Source organism: Rothia sp. HSID18067 (assembly GCF_003989445.1).
In the GTDB taxonomy this organism is placed as follows: Bacteria; Actinomycetota; Actinomycetes; order Actinomycetales; family Micrococcaceae; genus Rothia; species Rothia aeria.
Map to the genome: position 1 here is coordinate 726,501 of NZ_RBMF01000002.1, position 19,345 is coordinate 745,845.

The 19,345-nt window shown below is 56.8% G+C and carries 17 protein-coding genes; 7 read left to right on the forward strand and 10 right to left on the reverse strand.

Features of this window, described 5'->3' with window-relative positions; translation table 11 throughout:
• Positions 1 to 79 precede the first annotated feature (79 nt).
• From D8M23_RS08230 to D8M23_RS08240, 3 genes are all read left to right on the forward strand, one after another.
• The gene (locus D8M23_RS08230) at positions 80 to 1,066 is read left to right on the forward strand and encodes a glycosyltransferase family 2 protein (protein ID WP_094758493.1); all 987 of its coding nucleotides are present in this window, start codon (positions 80 to 82) and stop codon (positions 1,064 to 1,066) included.
• Positions 1,067 to 1,091: 25 nt separating this feature from the next.
• A complete protein-coding gene (locus D8M23_RS08235; protein ID WP_126854473.1) occupies positions 1,092 to 2,075 on the forward strand; it encodes a glycosyltransferase family 2 protein in 984 nt (327 codons plus the stop codon).
• Positions 2,076 to 2,144: 69 nt separating this feature from the next.
• Positions 2,145 to 3,239, forward strand: a complete 1,095-nt coding sequence (locus D8M23_RS08240; protein ID WP_126854380.1) for an acyltransferase — start codon at positions 2,145 to 2,147, stop codon at positions 3,237 to 3,239.
• A 56-nt stretch (positions 3,240 to 3,295) separates the two neighbouring features.
• Here D8M23_RS08240 and D8M23_RS08245 read toward each other — a convergent pair whose 3' ends face one another.
• The 5 genes from D8M23_RS08245 to D8M23_RS08265 form a co-directional block, all read right to left on the reverse strand.
• A complete protein-coding gene (locus D8M23_RS08245; RefSeq protein WP_126854381.1) occupies positions 3,296 to 4,708 on the reverse strand; it encodes a hypothetical protein in 1,413 nt (470 codons plus the stop codon).
• A gap of 6 nt (positions 4,709 to 4,714) precedes the next feature.
• Positions 4,715 to 5,590: a glycosyltransferase family 2 protein gene (locus D8M23_RS08250; RefSeq protein ID WP_126854382.1), complete on the reverse strand. Its 876-nt coding sequence runs from the start codon at positions 5,588 to 5,590 to the stop codon at positions 4,715 to 4,717.
• Positions 5,580 to 5,999 (reverse strand): DUF2304 domain-containing protein, encoded by a 420-nt coding sequence (locus tag D8M23_RS08255; protein WP_094758488.1) that lies wholly within the window; start codon positions 5,997 to 5,999, stop codon positions 5,580 to 5,582. The genes D8M23_RS08250 and D8M23_RS08255 overlap by 11 nt, the downstream gene beginning before the upstream one ends.
• Positions 5,989 to 6,735 (reverse strand): glycosyltransferase family 2 protein, encoded by a 747-nt coding sequence (locus D8M23_RS08260; protein ID WP_126854383.1) that lies wholly within the window; start codon positions 6,733 to 6,735, stop codon positions 5,989 to 5,991. Before D8M23_RS08260 ends, D8M23_RS08255 begins: the two co-directional genes overlap by 11 nt.
• Positions 6,736 to 6,880: 145 nt before the next feature.
• Positions 6,881 to 8,935: a DUF6541 family protein gene (locus D8M23_RS08265; protein ID WP_126854384.1), complete on the reverse strand. Its 2,055-nt coding sequence runs from the start codon at positions 8,933 to 8,935 to the stop codon at positions 6,881 to 6,883.
• 321 nt (positions 8,936 to 9,256) lie between these two features.
• On the opposite strand from D8M23_RS08265, the gene D8M23_RS08270 reads away from it, so the two are divergent.
• From D8M23_RS08270 to argE, 3 genes are all read left to right on the forward strand, one after another.
• Positions 9,257 to 10,954, forward strand: coding sequence for an alpha-keto acid decarboxylase family protein (locus D8M23_RS08270; RefSeq protein ID WP_126854385.1), 1,698 nt, complete (start codon positions 9,257 to 9,259; stop codon positions 10,952 to 10,954).
• Between the two features lie 296 nt (positions 10,955 to 11,250).
• Positions 11,251 to 11,781 (forward strand): flavin reductase family protein, encoded by a 531-nt coding sequence (locus D8M23_RS08275; RefSeq protein ID WP_126854386.1) that lies wholly within the window; start codon positions 11,251 to 11,253, stop codon positions 11,779 to 11,781.
• A 206-nt stretch (positions 11,782 to 11,987) separates the two neighbouring features.
• Positions 11,988 to 13,241 carry an acetylornithine deacetylase gene (gene argE, locus D8M23_RS08280; protein WP_126854387.1) on the forward strand — a complete coding sequence of 418 codons (1,254 nt, stop codon included), beginning with the start codon at positions 11,988 to 11,990 and terminating at the stop codon, positions 13,239 to 13,241.
• A 72-nt stretch (positions 13,242 to 13,313) separates the two neighbouring features.
• Here the strand turns inward: argE and D8M23_RS08285 are convergent, their stop codons facing one another.
• Positions 13,314 to 14,546, reverse strand: a complete 1,233-nt coding sequence (locus tag D8M23_RS08285; RefSeq protein WP_238693813.1) for an MFS transporter — start codon at positions 14,544 to 14,546, stop codon at positions 13,314 to 13,316.
• A gap of 181 nt (positions 14,547 to 14,727) precedes the next feature.
• Positions 14,728 to 14,982 (reverse strand): hexameric tyrosine-coordinated heme protein, encoded by a 255-nt coding sequence (locus D8M23_RS08290; RefSeq protein ID WP_238693814.1) that lies wholly within the window; start codon positions 14,980 to 14,982, stop codon positions 14,728 to 14,730.
• Between the two features lie 295 nt (positions 14,983 to 15,277).
• Here D8M23_RS08290 and D8M23_RS08295 point away from each other — a divergent pair, with 295 nt between their 5' ends.
• On the forward strand, positions 15,278 to 16,246 hold the full coding sequence (locus D8M23_RS08295; RefSeq protein WP_094758482.1) for an MIP/aquaporin family protein: 969 nt from the start codon (positions 15,278 to 15,280) through the stop codon (positions 16,244 to 16,246).
• Between the two features lie 126 nt (positions 16,247 to 16,372).
• On the opposite strand, the gene D8M23_RS08300 is transcribed toward D8M23_RS08295, so the two are convergent.
• The 3 genes from D8M23_RS08300 to D8M23_RS08310 form a co-directional block, all read right to left on the reverse strand.
• Positions 16,373 to 17,011 (reverse strand): VanZ family protein, encoded by a 639-nt coding sequence (locus tag D8M23_RS08300; RefSeq protein ID WP_238693815.1) that lies wholly within the window; start codon positions 17,009 to 17,011, stop codon positions 16,373 to 16,375.
• Positions 17,012 to 17,221: 210 nt separating this feature from the next.
• Complete coding sequence (locus tag D8M23_RS08305) at positions 17,222 to 17,608, reverse strand: fluoride efflux transporter FluC (RefSeq protein WP_126854389.1); 387 nt, start codon at positions 17,606 to 17,608, stop codon at positions 17,222 to 17,224.
• Between the two features lie 8 nt (positions 17,609 to 17,616).
• Positions 17,617 to 18,048 (reverse strand): CrcB family protein, encoded by a 432-nt coding sequence (locus D8M23_RS08310; protein WP_126854390.1) that lies wholly within the window; start codon positions 18,046 to 18,048, stop codon positions 17,617 to 17,619.
• Positions 18,049 to 19,345 lie beyond the last annotated feature (1,297 nt).

Genomic DNA, 19,345 nt, shown 5'->3' on the forward strand with positions numbered 1-19,345 from the left:
CAGCAGGCAAGTTCAGGTTGTTCACGGTAGTATGGACAATGAATAGTAGACTGTACCTGATCGCCTCGGAGAACCCCCTATGAGCGACCCCCGCACCAGTATCATCATGCCGGTCTATAACACCGCTGGTTCCGTTGTGCGCGCCATCAAATCTGTTCTTGCACAGACAGACCCCAACTTCGAGCTACTCGTCATGATTGACGGCTCCCCCGATAACGCCGCCCAGGTTATTAATGACTACTTGACGCAGCACCCCGATCAGCGTATTCGAGTCTTCGATAACCCCAATAACCAAGGAGTCTCGGCTGTACGCAACCAGGGGCTCGACAAAGCCCACGGCACCTGGGTGGCCTTCATCGACTCAGACGACGAGTACCACCCCGAATTCCTCGAAAAACTTCACGAGGCGGCACGCACCTACGACGCCGACATCGCCGTATGCGGACATACCATCAGACACAGCGACGGTACCGAAGTGCACCGGGCAAAAGTCACCCCTGGAGTGCACGAAGGCGAAGATATTGCCATTGAGTTTTTGGAAGACCGTTACACCGGGTTCATGTGCGATAAAATTTTCCGTTCCCAGCTATTTGACGGGGTGCGGTTCGCCGAAGACATTCATCGTGCCGAAGACGCCCTCGTTGTCTTTGCCTGCTGCATGAAAGCGAAGCGCCTGGTCGGCATTACCGATTACCTCTACACCTACAGGATGGAACAGGGTGGGCTCACCTGGGGGCGCATCACACCCATTGAAGAGAGTATTCGCCACACCGACTATATGCGCCGCGTTGCCGGAGATTTACTGAAAACCCCGCGAGGCAAAAACGCTTTTGCCGCATCTACAAGCGTCACCTTCCTCAATAATGCGCAGCAGGCACTTCTTGCTGGCGGTTCGGATGCGCCTCGCATCATCGCCGCATGCCGAAAACAGCTTTCGTGGGGTCAGATTTTTGCGACTCTGCGTTCACGCCCGCTCATGGGTGCTGCGGGTGCTCTCTTGAAGATCTCGCCAAAGCTGTACCGCGTGCTCTACGGCGCTTATGTCAGACGTAATTACGGCCTTTAACCCTATGTCGATCCAGGAAGAACTTATGCTTACCCCTCGTACCAGCATCATCATGCCGGTCTACAACACCGCCAACACCGTCATCAACGCCATACAATCCGTCCGAAACCAAACAGACCCCGACTTTGAGCTCCTGATCATGATCGACGGCTCCCCCGACAACTCCGCCGAGATCATCACCGACTACCACAAGAAAAACCCCGACACCCGCATCCGCATCTTCAACAACCCCGAAAATAAAGGTCTCTCCGCTATGCGCAATCAGGGGCTTGATCATGCACGGGGTGAATGGGTAGTTTTCCCCGATTCTGATGATGCCCTCGAACCCACCTTTTTGAAACGTTTGCATCAACAGGCTGAGCTTACCGGAGCAGACGTAGTGAATTGTGCCCATAACATGGTAGATACGCGGGGGCACAAGACTAAACGCCTCAAGGGTACACCAGGTATACACACCGGTGAACAAGCAGCTTACGAGCTTCTACAAGATAAGCTTTCCCCTTACGCCTGGGATAAAATTATTCGCCGTTCTCTTTTCAACGATGTTCGTTACCCCGATATTGAGCGCGCCGAAGATGAATGCGCTCTCCTCAAGTGCTACTTGGCGGCGCAGAGCGTATCAGTGATAGAAGACCCTCTCTACAACTACTCCGTAACTCCAGACAGCCTGACGTGGAGTCGCATCACGCCGGTAGAAGAAACACACCGCCTCATCGCATATTTTGAGGAAGCTCTCGGAGAGCGCCGCAGCGAACCTGACGCACAAAAAGCCCTAAACGTCGCACGAGTTCTTGCGTTTCTTAACAACGCCCAACAGGCCTTAGTGGTCGGCGGTGATAGTGCACGAGAGACGTTACGTGCAAGCCGCAAAGGCTTCACTTATGCACAAGCGCTCGCAGTGCTTCGCACCAATCGAGTCTTTGGAGCAGCGGGGGTACTTCTTAAAACTTCTCCAAAGCTCTACCGCATCTTATACGGAATATATATAAAACTTACTTATAAAATGTAAAATATGAATTTTAGTACTTTTACGCATCTATAAGCATGAACGGCAGTCATAGAACACAAAGGGGTTTGTATGGTAGGCACCACACGGGATAATTCCCTTCACCTTCCGGGGACAAAATCGTCAAAGCAGCGCCGTGTGTACCTTGACCTCATCAATTCGGTGGCAATCATGTGGGTGGTACTCCTGCATGTGCGTTTTATTAGCCCGGATAATCCGTCATCTTCGGCGTGGTGGGTTGAAAATATCCTATCTGGCTTCGGGGTTGCGGCAGTTCCGCTATTCTTTATGGCGACCGGTATTAATCTCTTGGATTTTACTCGCCGCGAGTCTATAGGAACGTTCTATCGCAAGCGTTTTACCAAAATTCTGATTCCCATGATCTTATGGGCGCAGGTCTATCTTTTCGTTCATATGTGGACGGGTTCTACTCCGTTTCCTGGAGTTCACGAAATTCTGCGAACATTAGTAGCTCCCAGCAGCGAGGCAGCTACCTTCTGGTATCTTGAGGTTCTTGTCGGCGTCTATTTAGTGCTTCCAATTTTCTCTTACGCCATACGTGGTGTTCAGGCGGAACAAGCTACCACGGCACGCACCGGGTTCCTCTGGCTTATGGCGGCGCTCGGGCTTTTTCTGCCGATTCTTACCCAGGAAATTCACCTTTTGCGCCCCAATATTTTCCCCGAATTCATAGCGCCTATTACTGGATACCTGGGGTTCTGTCTTCTCGGGTATGCACTTGCCAATACTGAGTTTTCCCGTGCGTGGCGCATCGTTATTTATTTGTTGGGGGTACTGGGCTTAGCGGTGTATATCTTCGGGGGTACGTACCTTATCGCTCACCGCCCCGATCTCAAATCTGTAGCGCACGGTTACCTTGCACTACCGGCGATCCTCTGGGCAAGCGCGGTCTTGGTGTTCTGCAAGTATTCACGTATTGGTCAAGCATCGGCCACAGTGCAGAATATTCTAAAACGCCTTGCGGCTCTCACTTTTGGAATTTATCTGGTTCACCTTCTTATCATCCAGATTCTAGAGACGATGAACTTCTCCCTAACCAAAGTGCAGTGGGAGGTTCCCTATGCGCTCTTCGTGTGGGCTTTATCCGCCGTGATTGTCTGGATGCTGCGGCTCATTCCTCCGATACGCCGCTGGATTCTTCCTTAACGAGTTTTACTCCAAGAAATCGTCATGAGGGGTTTATTCAGAACACGTAGATTATGCTAGTGAGTTTCATCCCGAGAAGTACCCTCAACCAGTATTTCCCGTAAAGCCTCCCCCTCACTGAGCGCCTGTGCGGCAGAACGGGCGTGAATCCGCATAGCCATCACATGCACTATGAAACCACTGAGCGGACCAGCGTAAAGCGCCACAAGGGCACGCCCCACCAGCGGTAACGGAACAAGGAACGCCGCCGCAATAGCTACAACCGCAGCGACCGCCCAACCTGCCACGTAGGCGCGGTGCCGGTTAATCGCCAACACCATATTTCCCGAAAGGGTTACCAGCGCCAGCATAGCTGACCCAAAAACCAGAATCCCCAGCACAGCCCCGGTAATAACATGGTCATAAACCGCCTGGGTCTCGGGCTTAGGCGGGTAAATCAGGCGAAACAGCAGAGGCCCGATCAGGTACGCCGCTCCAGCCCCCGCAGCGCCAATACCCAGCACCGCCGCTGCAGGCTTGATAAACGCCGCTACCGGTCGATGCTGCTGCTTCAAAAACGCCGAAACGGCTACCCCCTGGAACGCCTGTAGAGGAATCATAATTGGCGAGCGCGTAATCGAAATTGCCAGAATCAGCGTTCCTAAAACCACTTTTGTGTAGTCGTCCTGGTTTGCTTCGCTCTCCTTCAAAATATTGGGGAATCCCATCATGAGCACCGCAGCGGATGCCGAAGAGAGAAACGACCAGATCAGGTTCATGCTGAGCTGTTTGACGTCAATATCGGCGCGTGCCACCCAGGCTTTACGCCCGCCCGGCAAGAACAGAGCCAACAGAATCCACAGCATCATGGGGGCTACGGTGGCAACTTCCAGACCCGCGATAGACGGGATCATCAGCGCGGCAAGAAGCATCAGCACGAGACGACCCGCCGATTCTAAAGCGCCGATTCCGGCGAAAAGATACCAACTGTCGCGCCCGGCGCTTGCGCCGCTCATCGCCGCTTGGAGGGCGTAGAAGAACACACCGGCGGCCATAGCACCCACCGCCCACGGCATGCTGATAGGCATCTGTTTAGGCGCCCATAACGGGGACGTGAGAACCACAAGTATTCCCGCCAGCAGACCGAACGCGCCAGCAACGTACACCACACGCACCCGGTATATACCGTCACGTCGTGCCGCGCCGACCGCGCGGGTTACTTCCGGCTGAATGCCCGTAATAATACCAGTTACCGCAAAAAGCGCGCTCCAGAACAGCAGGAATTCGGTCAGATGCGTCTCTAACAGCGACCGGTGGGCAATAATGGTGACGCCCAGGGTCGCTAATGCCGTCAATACCGAGGACGCTAAAAGCGCCATCGATTGATACCGGCTGATAGTCCCGCCAGCTGTGCCCTGCTGATCCGTATTCTCGGAGGTTATATCCTCTGGGGCAGGGTCATCCTGGGGTGTGTTCTTCGCGCCAGTCATTGAATGTTACTTCACCACATGAACGGCAAGATTCTTCACACCCTGCCATTTCTTCGCCAGGGCCGCCTTCGGAAGCAGCGTCAGCGCGTGAGCACGGGATGAGAAGCGGATGCGCGCCACCCGCGCCGCCTTCTTCCACCCGAGCCCGTCCATCTCGGCGGCCATCGTCTTGTAGTAGCCGCGTTCCTCTTCAAAGCGGGTGCCTTCCAGTGCACGCCATGACGAATCGGAACCGCCGTGACGACGGTACATGAAGGCTACCTGCGGATCGTAGTAGAGGGCGCCGCCGCGCATCGTAATGTCGAGGATAAGCGCCATGTCTTGGATAACGTTAAGGCCTTCACGGAATCCGGTATCGACAATAGCCTCAGCACGCCAACCGAGCGAGGGGAAATAGAACCATGCGCCGCGCAGCAGAGAAACCGCGAGCTCTTCACCCTGCAGAACCGCCTCTGCCGCAGGACGGTAGTGTTCTTTCGTGCGCTCCACAAGGGTATTAGACAGCGCATTATTCTCGTCAATAACCACCACACCGGGCTGGAAAATACTGGCTTCTGGGTGGGCGGCGGCAGAGTCTACCAGCCACTGCACATAGTTGGGGAGCATCACATCATCCGCGCCCATAACGGTTACGAGGTCGTTCTCTACGAAGGTTAGACACTTACGGTAGTTGGCGTTTGCGCCCAGGTTCGTTTCATTGCGCATATAGGTGATGCGCTCATCGTTCAGTGAGGAGAACCAGCCGGGAATAGATTCATCCGGGTAGCCGTCGTCCACTACAATCAGGCGCCAGTCGGGGTTGGTCTGTCGCACGATAGAGAGCACAGCCTGCTTCATCATTGAAACATCGCCGTAGTAGGGGAAGAGGATATCAACAGTCATCGTGTTCAGCTCCAGAGGTCGGGTCTTGGGGATCTTGGTCGGGATCTTGCGGGGTGCGATGCGCTGGCGCACCACCGGGCTGCTCGTGAAGCGCCCACAAGATAGCCACTTCTTCAGCAAGGATGCGCGTCTTCTCCGAAAGCCTGGACACCTCCAGAGTGAGGTGCAGGCACACGGACATCAACAGCACAATAGAGAGTAGGAAGAGCAGGTTAACCGGCAGCGCTAAACCCACAAATCCGGTAATGCCGTCCAGCAGTCCGGGGAATATCCCCAGCACAATAATGACGGCACCGACACCCAGCCACAGAGCCGCGTATTTTTCTTTCATCTTCAGGTTGCGCACCTGAATAATAACGAGCGTACAAATACACAGCGCGACGATAAGGAAGAATATACTAGCGTTCATGCTGATCCTTCCTATCAGTCTTTTTACGGTTCATCGAAATCCAGTAGGCGAAGAGTGAACGAACAAGATAAATCGCCGATTTCACCGGACCGGAGGAAGGGGTTCCACCTTGACGCTCACGCATTCTCACAGGGGTCTGCTTTACCCGCAGACCCTGACGAATAGCCATAGCGGTAACGTCGATAGTATCGCCTAAATACTCGGCGGGCAGGTATTTACAGTAAAATTTGATACCTCTACGGTTGGCGATTTTGAAGCCGCTCGTCACATCGGTGAAGGGGGTTTTCGCAGCGCGGGTAAAAAGGTGTGAAAGCAGGCTCATCGCCCATTTTCGAGGGCCAGATACATCATATTCACCCGAGCCCGCGAATCGGGACCCAATAACAATATCGTAATCCTGCGCGTGCGCAATCAAATCTGGAATGCACGTAGGATCATGCTGACCGTCGGAATCCACCTGCATCGCATAATCGTAATCGGCGCGGCGAGCATACTTATACCCGGTGCGCATCGCCGCCCCTACCCCCATGTTGTAGGGCAGATCGATCACAAAAGCACCAGCTCTGCGCGCAATTTCTGAGGTATGGTCCGTAGAACCGTCGTTCACCACGACTAGGTCTACCTCAGGAACCCTCTGCAAGAGCTCAGTGATAGTGTTACCGATAATTTCTTCCTCATTCCACGCAGGCATAATGACGAGTGTGCGCGGCATCGGCTGCGAACTCTCTGAACTCATGCGTAGGGGATTCCTCTCGGTGGTACTGGAATACACGTGTTATGACTGTACTCAGTCTATCAGTCAAAGGCAGAGAGCACTGAAACACCCGTGACAGCCGCCGCTGCCCCGTGTATGTATGGTTCTCAACAGGGAATACCACTCATTACTGAGGGGTGCCACAAGCCGTAATGCGGTAAAGAGTTGCCTCGCCCTTTGAGTACACAGGCTCCGCAACGCCTTTCTCCTGTAGTTTTTCCAGACCGGGGTATTGGGAACGGTGATCTCCACGAATCTCTTCGTTAATCTCCCGTCCCTTGAAGTCCAGGTAGTAATATGCCTTTGAATTTTGCACCGCAGAGCATACGGCGGGGTTATCAGCGGCCTCGTTGAGGTGCTGATAGATCTCTCGGGCATCGGGGGTAGCCGTGTACAGAGGATGCGCAGCCGTCACCTTATATCCGGTGAGCGCATACGTCACTGCGCTGCCGGTCCAGGGCTGCACAATTACGGTTTCTCCAGTTGGCACGTAATCATGCAGATGCTCAATCACGTCACGTTCATCGGTCGAGAGGAGCAAGGCGTCTGACTTGGGAAGATACCGTTCCTGGGTGCCCTTAATATAACCCTGGATATTAGGATCTGTCTGCAGGTTGATACCCAGCGGAATCAAGAGAATAACTGCCAGCGCCAAGGATATAATTCCGCCGTGTTCCTTAAGCGGTGCAATGCGCTCGCCTAGAACCGCAATCGCCGCCTTAAGCCACTGATACGCGGCGTGCACACCAACAACGGCCATCGGCGCCGCTAGAATTGGCACATTCGCGGCAAGGCGGAACGGATCGTGGTACCACACGCCCAAAACCCAGTCTCGCCCATCGTCCCAGACCATCCACCGGGCGGCAACATAGAAGTACATCACGTACACCCAGCTGAGCAGCAGCCAAACGCCGATGCTTCGGGTACGCAGCAGATAGTACGCGCCCATGAAGGCAAGCACGGAAACGGTCCAGAGCAAACCATTGCTCATTTGACCGTTCAGAAGAGCTTCACCCACGGCCGTGCTGTCCCATTGTGTGGGTTCCCAGCCGCCCGCCTCGCGAGTTGGGCGAACGATACCCCACAGAACATTCAAGATAATCGGGTATATCGCCAAGAGAACTAACTGTATAACGCAGACAAGCGGTTTGAGTTCACCGCGCCACGCCGCACGAATCTGCAGTGCCGCACGCACCAGAATAATAGGCAGAGCGAGCGCGAGCATGGTCATCAAGACGTTAGGATGCGCCAGGGCGAGCCCTAGCGCCATGAAAAAGCCCATGTACAGCGCCGGAACCGTCTCGATGCGGCGCACCTGTACCGTGCGCAGAAGCTGCGCGAACAGACCCAGCACGGTGGGAAGAAGCGCAAGACCCAGGCTATTGGGGTAAAGCACGCCGAAGTTGATGAGCAGCATGGGGAACGCCGTAAACGATGCCGAAACAACGCCCACGCTGAGCAGGGCCGGAATGCTGGCGCGCATCGTGGAACGCACCAAATACATGACCGACAGCGGCCAAATTACCGCCCCCACCAACACGCTCATAAGGTTTGCGGTGGCGGGTACGCTTATGCCCGTTACCTGGTAGATAACCGTAGCAATACCGTGCCAAACGGCGGGATAGAAAGTTGGTGCTTCCCCGCCCGAGGTCATATTTGCGATGGTCAGCGAGGAAGCATCGCCTGTATCTGCCATATAGCGAATGGCGTTAAGGTGAAAGTTTACGTCATAGGTTTGCGAAATGTATTCGGGGCGTCCGATAGCGCGGGCAATGCTGACGTACAGCAGGATAAAGCCGACGAGAACGCTAAGCCCCGCCGCAAGAGTCTGCGAGGTAAACCAGCCAGAACGCACAATTGCGGTGTTTTCCTGCTGATCGCGCCGTTTCTGTGGGGCGGGAAAATCCAGCCAGCCTCGACTGCCAAGCAGACGACAGATCAAATACCCCAGACCGGCGAGAATAACCGCGAAAGCGAGCGGAATTAGAAAAGAAAAACGTATCCCCGCTTTAGAGGCCACAATTGCGCTCACACCAAAAATTCCGACAGAGATAGGCGCGGCTAGACCCAGCGCCTCCACGCCGCGTTGCCGTAAGGCTACGGCAACGATAAGACCCGGGATGAGAAGTATCAGAGCACCCACTATCAGCGGAATAGTGAGCGATGCCCAGGTCGTTTCCATTCGGTGTTCTCCTAGCCGTTAAGCCTTACTCTGCGGGTGTCTGCGTTCTGGTGGGAATCAGACGGTTCTCCCTCTCAATAGTAGTGGGAATATATGAAGTCACAATATAGGGGCGCATATTCTGCTGTGCTGCAGGGGCGGAAATCGCCGGTATAGCGCGGTATAAAGGGCATCTGGTGCGTGAAGTTGGGACGGCAAGCTATGATGAAAGACAACTATGTTTTATGACACATAAAACTGCAATATTGGCACGACAGCTGATATAGCACCCCCGTTCCCCCACCAATGGCGCACAGCACTGCACCTTGAAAGCGAGACCTCATGACCTACAACGTTGGAAACTACCTGCTTGACCGCCTCGCTGAACTGGGCGTGAACCACCTTTTTGGTGTGCCCGGCGACTTTAACTTACAGTTCCTCGACGACGTACTCGCCCACCCGGATATTAGCTGGGTGGGTAACGCCAACGAGCTCAACGCCGGGTACGCCGCCGACGGGTACGCCCGCATCAGAGGGGTTGGCGCGCTGCTGACCACCTACGGGGTGGGGGAACTATCCGCTATTAACGCCACCGCCGGCTCATATGCCGAAAACGTGCCCGTCATCCACATTGTGGGTGCGCCATCGCTGGCCGCCCAAAACGCGCACCTGCGCATGCACCACACCCTCGGCGACGGCGACTTCCAGCATTTTGTGCGCATGGCCGCCGAAGTTTCAGCCGCAACGGCGGTGCTGCAGCCCGCCACCGCCGCCAGCGACATTGACCGGGTGCTGCGTGATGCCGTGCTGCACCACAAGCCGGGGTACATTATGCTGCCCGTGGATGTGGCTGTTGCCGCCGCCGCAAAGCCCAACGCGCCGCTGAACGTAAACCTGCGCGTCTCTTCCCCCAGTGTTGAGCATGAGTTCCGGGTTGCTGCCACCGAGTTTTTGCGCGGCAAAAAGACCGCCGTGCTGGCGGACATTATGACCGAGCGCCTTGGTGCCACCGAAAACCTGCGTGACCTTGTGGAAAGCGCCGGGCTGCCCTTCGCCACCATGATCTGGGGCAAGTCCATCCTGGATGAGACCTCCCCGCAGTTCGCCGGTGTCTACATTGGCGGGCTTTCCGCAAGCACCACCCGCGCCACCGTTGAAGAGGCCCAGGCGCTCATCCTGGCGGGTGTGCAGTTCACCGACACCACCTCGGGATTGTACACCCACCAGATTGACGCGGCCCGCGCCATCACCGTTGATGCCGAACAAACCCAGATTGGGCGTAAAATTTTCGCTCCCTTAGCCTTCACGGATGCCCTGCGCATCCTTAAAGAAGCCGCGCTGGATGCCGGGGTACGCCCAGCCGAGCACACCGTACCAGCGCACGGCACCACCCTGCCCGACTACGGCGAGCCCGAACCTACCGGGGCGCCAGCCTGCGGCGACAGGCCGCTCACCCAGCAGGCGCTGTGGAGCATCATCCCTTCGCACCTGGATTCCCGCAATAATGTGGTGGTTGAGATGGGCACGTCGTTCTTCGGTATGGCGCAGCAGTCATTCCCCGCCCAGACCAGGTTTATTGGTATGCCGCTGTGGGGTTCGATCGGGTACTCGCTGCCAGCTCTGCTTGGGGCGGCCCTGGCGGATGAGCAGGCACGCGGGGTGCTGTTCATTGGTGACGGTTCGGCGCAGCTGACCGTGCAGGAGCTTGGGTCCATTTTCAGGCACCGGCTCACCCCGGTGATCTTTCTTATTAATAACGACGGGTACACGATTGAGCGTTCCATCCACGGCCCTAACGCCGCCTATAACGACATCGCCACCTATGATTGGCAGAAAATCCCGGCTGCGTTTGGAGGCACCGACCAGACGGTGCTGGTGCTGCGGGCGGCGACCGTGGATGAGCTGGCCACCGCCTGCGCAACCGCCCGCGAAACACGGGATAAGGCGGTATTTATTGAGGTAGTCACCGACCGGGATGACATGCCGCAGCTGCTGCGTGATTTCGGGGCCATGGCGGCCGCCATTAACCGCAAAGAGTAGCGCACCCTAACCGTAGGGTGTGGGCCTGCCCGCACCGTCAGCGAGCCCCGAACCCAATCGTCTTTTCTGGCACCTCGTGCGGGCCCGCATCCCGGCGACTCTTGCCTTCGGCGCGCCGCGTAGTATTCACCGGATGCGCCCGCCTCAGGGGGGCGCAATGTTACGTAACATTGCGCCCGGCGCTTCACAAAAAGTAAGTCTTAGAAATATTGGGACATAAAACAGGCGCTGTGCCCACCCGAGATTTACCCTAAAGGTAGATTAAACCGAGTGCAGCCGCAGAGAAAGAACCTACTATGACCGAGGTCGCTTACCGAACTGTAGACACCACCGAGCTCTTTAAGCAGGCGTTCGGGCATCACCCCGCGGGTGTCGCCGTCATTACCGCAACCGATGAGAACGGCGAACCGGCAGGTTTCACCGCCTCCTCCGTCACCTCCATTGCGGCAGAGCCGCCCATTGTGGCGTTCTCTCTCAAGGCAGACAGCGGGTCGGCCGGGAAAATCGCCGCCGCCGACTCGTTCCTCATCCACCTGCTGGATGCCGAAAACGTGCAGATAGCACGTAATTTCGCCACGCACGGCTACCCTCGTTTTGCGGACACCTCAACCTGGGAGTTCATTGCAACCGGTGAGCCGCTGGTGCACGATATCCGCCGGGTACTGCGCGCAACCCCGCTCAGCCGGGTGGAAGCTGGCCCGGCCCTAGTCTTCACCGCCCAGGTGGAAGAGTTCGTACGCCACGACCTCACCGGCACCCCGCTCGTGTACCATTCGCGGGAATTCCATGCGCTGGGGGAGCACTCCACCGTCAATTACGCTATCTAAAATACGCCGCTGCGAGGCGTCAAACGTGGCTTTTCGGCCCGGAAGCGGCGCATAGGGCGCTGATGTGCGCTGAAAAGCCACGTTTTGCTGCCCATTAAGAGATACCCGGCACCTGCGGGTAAAAACACTGGGATTACGAGGCGCACTAGGGTTAAATAGGTAGAACAACATAAAACCACACAGGTCAACACCTGAAGGAGAACCCCGTGACCGCCGACGCCGCCCCCGCAGAGAGCGCTTCCGCCCCGCTGCTGCCTGAATCTTTGGAGTACACACGCCGCCTGATTGCGTTCCCCAGTATCGCCCAAACCTCCAACCTAGACATTATTGACTACATTGAGGCCGAATTTGCCCGCCACGGGCACACCGGGCACCGCAGCTACAGTGAAGACGGCACACGGGCCAACCTTTTCATCACCATCCCCGCAGCCGATGGCACGGTGAACGGGGGCATTATTATTTCGGGGCACACCGACGTGGTACCCGTGGAGGGGCAAATCTGGGACTCTGACCCGTTCACGGTGCGTGTTGAGGGAACCCGCGCATACGGGCGGGGCGTGTGCGATATGAAAGGCTACCTGGGGGCGGCACTGTGGCTGCTGCCGCGCATCCGGCAGGATAGACTGCGTGTGCCCCTGCACTTTGCGTTCACCTACGACGAGGAAGTTGGGTGTGTTGGGGCGCCCGCCCTCATTGAGGAGTTCACACACCGCGGCGTTCACCCGCAGTTCTGCGTGGTGGGTGAACCCACCTCGATGCGCGTCATCTCAGCCCACAAGGGTGCGCACCGTGGCAGGGTCAGCATCACCGGGGTCGCCAAACACGCCTCTCTGGCCACGCACGGGGTGAGTGCCGTCAATGCCGCCGGGGAGTTCATTACGTTCTTCGCACGCCTGGCTGATAGCTGGGAGCAGGAAGGCCCGTTCGATCAGGCGTTCGTGGTGCCGCACGCAACCGGTGGGGTGAATTTCGCGCGCGGCGGCGTGCAGTACAATATCGTGGCCGAACGCGCCGTGCTGGAGTATGATTTCCGCATCTTACCCTCAATGACCACGGAGTCCGTGGTGCAGCGCCTTGAGGACGAGCTTTTTGGGGCAATCCTGCCGAGGATGCACGCCCGCGCGGCCCGCGCCGAGGAACTCTCGGGCGCCGAACCGGGGTCGTTGACGGCACAGGTGCAGGTGCAGCATGAGCTGCTGGCGGCCGTCCCCGGTCTGGGGACCCCGGACGATGCTGAGCTGGTGCGCCTGGCAAATACACTATTGGGCTTAACCGAGGCACCGCAGAAGGTCACCTACGGCACGGAGGCGGGGCTGTTCCAGCGCGCCGGGGTTGAGAGCATCGTGTGCGGTCCCGGCGATATTGCCCAAGCCCACTCACCGAACGAGTGGGTTGAGCTTGAACAGTTACGGGACTGCGAGCGTTTCTTTGAGGCCATCCTGGGCTGGGCCTCACAGTAGGCCCCTCCCCCGCTTGTTTATCCGGCGAGTTATTGTGCATTTCGCGGTTTATTTCGCCGCATGCGCAATAGCCTACGAAACGTGGGCTTCCGACATGTCAGCATCCTCATCTGCTTCCAAATAACGGTTAGCAATTGGAATCCAGGTGAGGGTTAGTGCCAGCAACACCCCACCGATCGCCAGCACGGTGAGGCGCGTGCTCGCTTCCGCACCCAGACCTACGAGCGGGTTCACCACAATACCCACGAGGCTCCCGACAGAGCTTGCCACGTTCAGCACTGTGGCGCGGCGATGTGCAGGAATCAGTTTATTGGTTACAGCAGAGGTGATCGGCCCGCGCGCGTGAATACCCACCACCACGAGTAAGAACCCCGATACCACGGCAAGGACATGCGGCACCGCCATCAGGCAGAAGCCCGCGGCACCATACCCCATGGCCAGCAGAAGCGCGGTTTTGCGCCCCACCCGCTTCTCGATACGCCCTGCCGCATAGTTATACCCTGCCGCAAGGAGCTGACCGGCACCAGCGATCACGCCCCATGTTGCAATAGGCACATCTTGTGCGGCAAAAAGCGGCTGGTTCAGCGTGTACACCGCGTTGAAAAGTGCAAAGGATGCGCTCGAACCTACCGCAACGTACAGCAGAAGCGGTGAGGTAAAAAGTAGTTTCACACCTATTTTTAGCGAAACCCACGAAGTTTCAGGGTGTTTATCGTGAGTTTTCGGGTTCTGCTGCGGCAAAAACGCCACACAAACTGCCGCAACTACGGCCATTGCCGCCGATAACAGAGCGGGCAGTGAAATATCGACGGACCCCAACGCAGAACCCACCACGGAACCTGTTACCCCCGCGGTGAGCATCAGGGCGCTAAGATGCCCCCACGCGCCAACCGCTTTCGCATCAGCATCATCACCAAGGGAATCATAAATATAAGCGTCTTGCACCCCCGTAAGCATGGCAATACTCAGCCCACTCATCACAAATGAAAGAGCATAAATGGAGAAATTTGTGCCAGTGGCAAAAAGAATCTCAGCAATCGCGTTGAACACAAAACCGGCACCTACGAGTCTCCGGCGGTCGAAACGGTCGCCAATAACCCCGGCAGGAATTTCAGCCACCAAAATACTAGCGACCAAAACACTTTCCAGCATGAAAATATCGGTGAGCGATAACCCACGGCTTTCCAGGAAGAACGCGCTGACCGGCACATAGAAATCAAATCCGGCGGCAATCATGGCGAGCGCCATGGGTATTAGGGATTTGCTCGACCAGACGATCCGACGTGCGGTATATGTGGCGCTCACCTGTTTCTCCTGATTTGTAGAGCTAGTCAGGATGCGAATATGGAAGAGGGTCCCATGTGCCGTGCATCCTTCTTTCTATTCTCTAGCATCCCGCATAAAAAGTGCCTTTATGTGAATAAAGCGGGTTTTTAACGCTTTATTCACATAAAGGCACTTTTTATCGGGTCAATCCAGGTGAGAGTTAGCGCCAGTAGTTATTGGCTGCCGCAATAGTCTGGAACTCGATGGCTACCACCTGGGCGGCTGCGGTCAGTGAGTCCGGGTCTACCGCGTATTCCGGGCGTCCCGCTTTGAGGGCATCCGGGTTAGGCTGAATCTGGTGGATGGTGTGCCGTGCGATAAGCATCGCCAACTGCTGCCCTTCTTCGGGGGTTTTGGTGATGAGGGTGCCGCCGGGAATTCCCGTTAGTTCTTCTGCTGGAAGTCGCTGGCTCATAGTGTCCACTCCAATCTGCGTATACTCCTTCAACGCCACCATAATGAACCGCCCCCGATGCTCTCAAGCAAGTTTCCCCTGATACTCGGGTTAAGCCACCCCTTATAGCCAGCGCCGTATCAGCACGTAAAAACCGCATGTGATACACACCCCATTTTCCCACATAAACCCATGAATACCGCTTATGTCTTTGGGTTACCTTATCCCAAAGTATTGCTATTTTACGCCGTATCACGTCTTATATAAATCACAGACAAAACCAAATATTCCAACATAAACACAAGCGGAGGGTTCCGTGCACACCATCAGCCCCTACCTCGCCGAATTCTTAGGCACGCTCATTATGTGCGCTATCGGGTGCGGCTCCATCGCCACCGTCGAGCTGCGACGCTCCAAAGGGCACGGCGATAACTTCTTCACTATCGCCTTCGGCTGGGGTTTTGCCGTAGCTTTCGGTGTCTATGCCTCGCATCCGTATTCCGGCGGGCATCTGAACCCCGCGGTCTCGGTAGGGTTGGCGGCTTTTGGCGAATTTGATTGGGCTAAGGTTCCCGGGTATGTGATCGCCCAGCTTCTTGGGGCCATGGCGGGCGCGGGGCTGGTGTACCTGAATTACCTGCCGCATTGGAAGGCCACCGCCGATCAGAAGATTAAGCTTGGCGTGTTCTCCACGGTTCCTGCCATTCACAACTACTTCACGAACGCGCTCTCTGAAATTATTGGCACCTTCATGCTCGTCTTCTCGGCGCTGTACACCGGCGTGAATTTCAAGCCCACGATTACCACCGGCAGCGTGGAACTCTCCCTGAACCTCAACGATGTGCTCAAGCCGCTCGCCTTCGGTTTTATGGTGGCTGTGCTCGTAATCGGCTTGGGTGGGCAGACCGGGTACGCCCTGAACCCTGCACGTGATCTGGGCCCGCGTATTATGCACGCCCTGCTGCCTATTCATGGCAAGGGAACCTCACGCTGGTTCTACTCGTGGGTTCCTATCTTTGCCCCGCTTGTGGGCGGTTTTATGGGCGGTGCATTCTTCAAACTCTATTACGAGAGTGAGTTCACCCTCTGGGTTGTTATCTCCTCGGCATGCGCCGCCGTGCTTTTAGGGTTCGCATATTGGGCAAATAGCCACCTGTACCGTGCACCCAGTGCTGAAGTGATTCCCCAAGGCGAGGATACTTTTGCGACGGCGGCAAAAGCTGCGGCGACCTATACCGCCACCGGTTCCATCCCGATTATCGAGAAGCGAACCTACCAGCAGTAAGATCTCTGCCCGCACAGCATAGAGAGCCGCCCAGGTGATAAACAATCAACGGGCGGCTCCTGCGTTTTCGGGTTTTACGTCGTGCAGCTGCCCGCCATCCACTGAACCGCAGAGGGCGCAGTGCTGCTACCAGTTCGCTGTGGCGGCGCGGGCGGCACGGCGGGCGCGGAGGCGAGAACGAAGCAGGCGCCACAGCATCCCCAGCAGCGCCCCCATGAGCGCCCCAGCGGTGTTATTAATCAAATCATCCACGTCGAAGGTGCGGTACGGGCAGGGTGCCAGCCCCCAGTTACCGCTGAGCTGGCTCAGCTCAATGAACAGTGAAAGACCAAATCCCGCCAGGGTGGATGCGCGCAGCCCCCACCGCAGGCACCCTGCGGTGAGCACCCCCAACGGAATGAACATCGCAATATTGAAAAATAGTTGAGCGAACACCCCGGTGGTGAAGCGGCTCAGCCCCATCCCTTTTGTCTGCTCCAGGGCTTGGCCCCAGCTCCAGCCCGCATACAGGCGCGGATAGTACAGGTTGGGGTTGCATAGCTGCCCATCCACCCGGATGGGGGTAAGTGTGAACGCAAGAATACACGCAATAAACGCCGAGAATGCGCCCGTGACAAGGTAGTGGCGGATAGTGACAGGGCGGTTAAGGTGGCGCGCCCGAAGATGCATGGCGATCACCCCGACCGTAAAAAGAACGAGCAGGCCAATACCAATTTCCGCAGCGAAAATAGCGGCCATCTGCTCGTTAAATACGAGGTTTCTCACACCCAACCCCTAATATACCTTTTTGGAAATATTCCCCGAATAAAATATTTTGCGTTATGCTGTTCTCATAAGGATACCCGGCAAATTTACGCTGCCCACCCGAGATAACCTGAGAATTCCCAGTGAATGACAATCGCACATGCATAAGGTGTGCCCGCACACCCAGAAATCTTAACGGCTGTATGCGTATCACCTCGCCGAAAACACCGCCTAGAGCACAGCCGCCGCAGCCGTATACCCCGCGATGAGGGCAATCAGTGAAAGCGTTGGCTGCACCAGCCACAGCATCACAAAACGCGCATACCTGCCCGCAAGAAGCGCCTGCACCGCCTCAACCATAGCGGTTGAAAACGTGGTGAAACCACCCAACAGCCCCAGGGAGAACCCCGCATAGGCAACGGCATCCTGCCCACCCAAAACGTTCACCGCCGCACCCACAATACCCAGCGCGAGAGAACCCAGAACGTTAATCACAAACACCGCGCTGATGAGCGCATCGGAGGTGCGGCGCGGTGCCAAGAACCGCTCCAGATAGTAACGCAGCACCGCTCCCAGGCCGCCGCCCACACAAACGGCTGCCGCGCTCATCCACTCCATCTATACCCCTACATCCGCTGACGCCCGCCGGGTGCACTGGGAATCTTGCTCCCCACCCACAGTCCGGCACCGCTGGCGGCCAAACCTGCAACACACACGAACATGGCTGCCCCCACCAGGCGCGCCATGAGCGCATCACCAGTACCGTTATGTTCATCGAAAATATTGAGCGCCGCAATGAGGGCAGCATACGTGGTGTATCCGCCCAGCAGGCCGGTACCGAACAGCAGCCGCTGTGGGCGTACCGCCTCATCTCCGTACCGGGCGGCGCGCCGGGACCACCATGCGGTAAGTACCCCAAGCGCAAATGCACCTAACATATTTGCCACATAAATATAACTTGGAGTGTATATTCTGCAGAGTGAGCCGACCCCGCCGCCTATAAACACCAGCAGCGGCGCGGGGATTCTGCTCAGTGCTGAGGAACGCCTCGCAGACACTTAGCCCCCTCTCGCATTACGCGTCATGGTGCGCACAAAATCCTAATCGGTACAGAACTACTATCGTAGAACATTCTGAGCACCACTAACCGCACCAACGTCCCCTCACCTGTCCGAGGCAAAATCCGCGCGGGTAGCCTGCTCTCACCGTACTACCCACGCGGATTCCCTGCCTTCCGTTGACCGGCAGCTAGCCGCGGCGTTTGTACTCACCGATCTCGGATTTATCGATTTTTGGCCCGCGCCGCCTCTTCCACAGGTTCATTTTCAACGCCTCTTTAGTTTTGACGCTATCGTCGTTCCCCTTTGGAGCGGCCCCGGAGGCGGCTGCATCGGCTGCACTCTCACCGGGTTTGACAGCGGCACGATCAGACTTATCAGAGCCGCCCCTGCGCCCAAGCTTCTCGGCGACCAGACGCTTCACCCCCAAGTCGGAAAGCAGCGTATGCGGGCGGACACCCCTAACGGCAGAGGCTGCTGTCACAGGGCTGCTGGCGGTACCCGTGGCGGGCTCTTCACATTCGGTTGTTTCCGCGTTATTCTCCGCAAAATCATCCGTCACGGCAGGCTCTTTAACCTCACCAGTGACGGTGATATCCGCTGCCGTTTCAGGTTCTGCGGGCTCATCGGTTACAGCAGTGGCCAGTTCACCTGTCTCAACGGTTTTACGAGTGATATCTTCCTGGTTCTCATCAGAGGTTCCGGGCACCTCAGGCTCATCGAGAACCTCGATATCCTTGGTAACCACCGGGGCGTTCTCGTGTGCAGGTGCCTGCGCCCTCTCGGGTGTTTCGAGGTTCTCCGGTTCAGCTTCGGCGGCAGCCGCAGCATCCGGTTCGGAAGCCACGGAGCTGCTGGGTGATGTTGTAGCCTCGGGCGTCTCATCAGCGGCTTTAATGTCCTTGGCGACGAATATCTCTATCTCGTAGGTACCGTCGCTGGGCCCGCCAGCTTCAAGTTCAACACCTGCCGGTACGGTCTGATCGGCTGAGGCAGGTTCATCGGCGTGGGGGCTATCCTCAGTGGCACCCTCAATAGTGGATGTGGTGGGTTTGCCTGCGGCAACTTCAAAGTCCACAACCTCCGTGATTTCGGGGCCGTCAGCCTGTTCGGGTGTGTCCACTATGGTGGTGGCGGTATCATCTGCATTATCTGCGTTATCACTACCCGTTTCTGCCGCACGGCTGCCGTCGGTTGCGGGCTTCACAATGGGGATAGCACCGGTGAAAGTGGAGCTGTCAAGAACAGCCACCCCGCCCACGCGGGTCACGTCCTTAGTGCGACCCGCCAGTAGTTT

What these genes read in the sequence shown, in the direction of transcription:
- D8M23_RS08230 (WP_094758493.1), top strand. Translation starts at nt 80, where the DNA reads ATGAGCGACCCCCGCACCAGTATCATCATGCCGGTCTATAACACCGCT.
- D8M23_RS08235 (WP_126854473.1), top strand. Translation starts at nt 1,092, where the DNA reads ATGCTTACCCCTCGTACCAGCATCATCATGCCGGTCTACAACACCGCC.
- D8M23_RS08240 (WP_126854380.1), top strand. Translation starts at nt 2,145, where the DNA reads ATGGTAGGCACCACACGGGATAATTCCCTTCACCTTCCGGGGACAAAA.
- D8M23_RS08245 (WP_126854381.1), bottom strand. Translation starts at nt 4,708, where the DNA reads ATGACTGGCGCGAAGAACACACCCCAGGATGACCCTGCCCCAGAGGAT.
- D8M23_RS08250 (WP_126854382.1), bottom strand. Translation starts at nt 5,590, where the DNA reads ATGACTGTTGATATCCTCTTCCCCTACTACGGCGATGTTTCAATGATG.
- D8M23_RS08255 (WP_094758488.1), bottom strand. Translation starts at nt 5,999, where the DNA reads ATGAACGCTAGTATATTCTTCCTTATCGTCGCGCTGTGTATTTGTACG.
- D8M23_RS08260 (WP_126854383.1), bottom strand. Translation starts at nt 6,735, where the DNA reads ATGAGTTCAGAGAGTTCGCAGCCGATGCCGCGCACACTCGTCATTATG.
- D8M23_RS08265 (WP_126854384.1), bottom strand. Translation starts at nt 8,935, where the DNA reads ATGGAAACGACCTGGGCATCGCTCACTATTCCGCTGATAGTGGGTGCT.
- D8M23_RS08270 (WP_126854385.1), top strand. Translation starts at nt 9,257, where the DNA reads ATGACCTACAACGTTGGAAACTACCTGCTTGACCGCCTCGCTGAACTG.
- D8M23_RS08275 (WP_126854386.1), top strand. Translation starts at nt 11,251, where the DNA reads ATGACCGAGGTCGCTTACCGAACTGTAGACACCACCGAGCTCTTTAAG.
- D8M23_RS08290 (WP_238693814.1), bottom strand. Translation starts at nt 14,982, where the DNA reads ATGAGCCAGCGACTTCCAGCAGAAGAACTAACGGGAATTCCCGGCGGC.
- D8M23_RS08305 (WP_126854389.1), bottom strand. Translation starts at nt 17,608, where the DNA reads ATGGAGTGGATGAGCGCGGCAGCCGTTTGTGTGGGCGGCGGCCTGGGA.